The 3,759-nt window shown below is 73.1% G+C and carries 4 protein-coding genes; 2 read left to right on the forward strand and 2 right to left on the reverse strand.

From position 1 onward, the window contains the following. Positions 1-193 precede the first annotated feature (193 nt). Both VGX25_RS07045 and VGX25_RS07050 read right to left on the reverse strand, forming a co-directional pair. The gene (locus tag VGX25_RS07045) at positions 194-862 is read right to left on the reverse strand and encodes a response regulator transcription factor (protein WP_326916798.1); all 669 of its coding nucleotides are present in this window, start codon (positions 860-862) and stop codon (positions 194-196) included. Then, positions 855-2,120: a PspC domain-containing protein gene (locus tag VGX25_RS07050; protein WP_326916799.1), complete on the reverse strand. Its 1,266-nt coding sequence runs from the start codon at positions 2,118-2,120 to the stop codon at positions 855-857. Before VGX25_RS07050 ends, VGX25_RS07045 begins: the two co-directional genes overlap by 8 nt. 151 nt (positions 2,121-2,271) lie before the next feature. On the opposite strand from VGX25_RS07050, the gene VGX25_RS07055 reads away from it, so the two are divergent. Further along, positions 2,272-3,519, forward strand: a complete 1,248-nt coding sequence (locus VGX25_RS07055) for a PspC domain-containing protein (RefSeq protein ID WP_326916800.1) — start codon at positions 2,272-2,274, stop codon at positions 3,517-3,519. Next, positions 3,512-3,733, forward strand: coding sequence for a hypothetical protein (locus VGX25_RS07060; RefSeq protein ID WP_326916801.1), 222 nt, complete (start codon positions 3,512-3,514; stop codon positions 3,731-3,733). The genes VGX25_RS07055 and VGX25_RS07060 overlap by 8 nt, the downstream gene beginning before the upstream one ends. Positions 3,734-3,759 lie beyond the last annotated feature (26 nt).

Raw genomic sequence — 3,759 nt, forward strand, 5'->3', positions numbered from 1 at the left:
CTTCGGCGCCGGCCTTGGGTCGGGTTGGCTGGGGGGTTGCGGGCCGGGGTGGGTGGCTGGGTGTCGTGGGTGGTCGGCTGACGACGCCGGCGGGCAGGGGCTCGTTCCTCGCCCCTGCCCTTGTCGTCGTGGGGCGGCCGCCCTCGCCAAAGATTGGTCGACCCCAGCGACACTTTCGAGCACGACCGCTGTACTAGACGAGCCTGCGGTCGGAGGCCCAGCGGGACAGCTCGTAGCGGTTGGACAGCTGGGTCTTGCGCAGCACGCTGGACACGTGCGTCTCGACGGTCTTGACGGAGATGAACAGCTCCGAGGCGATCTCCTTGTAGGCGTACCCGCGGGCCAGCAGCCGCAGCACGTCCCGCTCCCTGGGGGTGAGCAGGTCGAGCTCGGGGTCGCTGATCGGGGCGGCGCCCGGCCGGTCGGCGAACGCGTCCAGCACGAAGCCGGCGAGCCGCGGTGAGAACACCGCGTCGCCGTCGGACACCCGGACCACCGCCTTGGCCAGTTCCTGGCTGGAGATCGTCTTGGTGACGTAGCCGCGGGCGCCGGCCCGAATCACCGCGATCACGTCCTCGGCGGCGTCGGACACCGACAGCGCGAGGAACGCCACGTCGGGATGGTTCGGGCGGGCCTTGCGGAGCACCTCGACGCCCCCGCCGTCGGGCATGTGCACGTCGAGCAGCACCACGTCGGGCTTGAGGTGGCCGATCCCGGCGACCGCCTCCCCCACCGTGCCGGCCTCGCCGATCACCTCGACGTCGTCGGTGATCGAGTCGAGCTCCGCCCGCACGCCGGCGCGGAACAGGCCGTGGTCGTCGACGAGGAAGACCCGCACGGGCCGCTTGGGTGTGTCAGTCACGTCTGCTGGCCGCCTTCGCTCGTGGCATGTGCAGTTGCACCTCGGTGCCCTCGCCCGGCGACGTGCGCAGGCGTACGTCACCGCCGTTGCGCTCCATCCTGCCCCTGATCGAGTCGGCGAGGCCGTGCCGGTCGTCCGACACGCTGTCCTGGTCGAACCCCTTGCCGCGGTCGCGCACGAACACCGTCGCCTTGTCCGGCTCGACCTCGGCGTACACGCTGAACTCGGACACCTCGGCGTGCTTGGCGGCGTTGACCATCGCCTCGCGCGCGGCGTGCACGAGGGCGGTCAGCGGCTCGTCGAGCGGGCAGTCGCCGACCACCACCTGGTCGATCTTGACCGCGAAGCTGTCCTCGACCTCACCGGCGGCCTGCCGCAGCGCGTCGGACAGCGTGGCGGCCGCGTCCCCGTCGGCCTTCGACGGGTACAGCCACTCGCGCAGCTGGCGCTCCTGGCCGCGGGCGAGGCGGAGCACCTCGCGCGGGGCCTCGGTGTGCTTCTGGATCAGCGCGAGGGTCTGCAGCACCGAGTCGTGCAGGTGCGCGGCGATCTCCGCGCGCTCGTGCTCCCGGATCCGGGCGGTGCGCTCCTCGCCGAGGTCACGGACCAGCCGCAGCCAGAACGGCACGGTCAGCACCGCCACGCCGACCAGCGTGGCCAGCACCGCGAGCAGGGCGAACTGCATCTGGTCGAGGTTGATGCTGCGGTACAGGAACAGCGCGATCCCGCTGACCACCAGCGCGGCCCCGGTGAGCATCCGCATGAGCGCCTTCCGGCCGCCCGAGCCCAGCACGGCCGCCAGGCCGGTGCGCGCCCCGTCGCGCATGCGCCGGCGCCGGGACTCGTCGGCCTCCCGCCACACCAGCGCGGTGCCGACCAGCGCGACGCCGAGGGTGCCGATCACCCAGCCGCTGGCCGCCCCGGACAGGGTGCCGACCGCGACCGCGAGGCCGACGCCCAGCGCGACCAGGCCGTACGCCTGCTGACGCTCCTTGGCCGACAGCGTCCGGACCGGCGTGCCCGGCGCCTCCTGCCGGACGAACGCCCACAGCAGGCCGTACGCCAGCACCCCGGCGCCGCCCAGCGCGGCGAGCACGGCGAAGGCGAGCCGGACCCAGAGCACGTCGACGCCCAGGTGGTCGGCCAGCCCGCCGGCGACCCCGGCGACGGCACGGCCGGTCCTGCGGCGGTACATCTTGTTCGGCTGCGCCACCGCCGGCACGGCTCCCGGCGTCGCTCGTTGGATCTCCGCGCTCACCACCGGCCTCTCCTGGACCACACTCACCTCATCATGGTCACATGGCCGGGCGGATGCTTCATCGGGGAAATACCCGGACCCGTAGGCTCCGGGTCAATGTCAGGGCATGTCCCCGATGCGCCCACGCGATCCGGAACGGATGCTCGTAACCATGAGTGGCACGAGCGGCGTGGAAGACACGCTCAAGGATTTCTGGGCGACCCGACCGAGGCGTTCCCGGCGCGGCCGGAAGATCGCCGGTGTGGCGGCCGGCATCGGCAACCGGTACGGCATCGACCCGACCGTGGTGCGGGTGGCCTTCGTGGTGGCCACCTTCTACGGCGGCGCCGGCGTGCTGTTCTACCTGCTCGGCTGGCTGTTCCTGCCGGAGCAGGACGACGCCGCGGCGCCGCTCGAGGGGATGGTCAAGCGCCGGCGCAGCTCCACCTCAGGTGCGTTCACCGTGCTGCTGTGCCTCGCGCTGATCCCGGCGACCGGGCTGCTGTGGATCGACAACGGGTTCAGCGGGTTCCTCGGCGTGCTCGTCGTGCTCGGGACGCTGTACCTGCTGCATCGCAGCCGTGGGCACCTCAACCGCCCGAGCCCCGAGGTTCCCGCCACGGAGACGTTCGCCGCGGCGCCGCCGACCTACGCGATGCCCGCGCCGGCGACCGCGACCGAGCCGGTCACCTTTGCCGCGACCGGCGTGCCGGCGGCCGAACCCCGGCCGCCGGCCTGGGATCCGCTCGGCGCGGCGCCGTTCGCCTGGGATCTGCCGGAGCCGAGCCCGCCCGCGCCCGAACCGCCGGCGCCGCGGCGCCGGTCCAGGGTCGGCCTGTTCACCGTGGGCGCCGCGCTGGTCGTCGCCGGGACGCTGGCGCTGGCCGCGCCGTACGCCGGCGGCTGGTTGACCGCGCCGCACATCGTCGGGCTCACGCTCGCCGTGATCGGCCTCGGCATGGTGGGCGGCTCGTTCGTCCGGGGTGGCCGCGGGCTGATCGGGCTGGCCGTCCCGCTGTCCATCGTGGGACTCGGTCTGACCTCGATCTCACCGGACGGCTGGCACGGCGTCGGCGACGTGACGGCGCGGCCCGTCGGGATCGCCGAGGTGCAGTCCAGCTACCAGCGCACGGCCGGAACGGTCACCCTCGACCTGACCGCGCTGCCCGCGGTGGGCGACGACGTCGACACCCGGGTGGAGGTGGACACCGGCGAGGCCGTTGTCATCCTGCCGGAGAACGCGGACGTGGAGCTGACCTGCAGCGCCGGAGTCGGTGACGTGCAGTGCCTCGGTCAGGAGGCGACCGGCCCGGACTCCAAGGTCGAGTTCACCGACTACGGCGCGGACGGCGAGGGCGGGCTGAAGATCGAGCTGGACGTCGAGGTCGGCGCCGGGACCGTGGAGGTGCGTCGTGGCTGAGCACGACGGCGAGCGCGAGGTCGAGCGGCGCGGGCCGGACCTGCTGACCCTGCTTGCCGGCCTGGCCACCCTGCTGGTGTCGGCCTACGTGCTGACCGACGGCGCCCTGTGGGTGCCCACGGTGGACCCGCGCTGGCTGCTGGCCGGTGGCGCACTGGTGGTGGGGCTGTTCCTGCTGATCGCCTCGATGCGCGGCAGCCGGCGAAAGCGCTAGCAAACCCCAGGTCAAGGGTCGTGGGT

Origin of the sequence: Actinophytocola sp. (genome assembly GCF_035942955.1) — a bacterium.
Taxonomy (GTDB): domain Bacteria; phylum Actinomycetota; class Actinomycetes; order Mycobacteriales; family Pseudonocardiaceae; genus DASYTH01.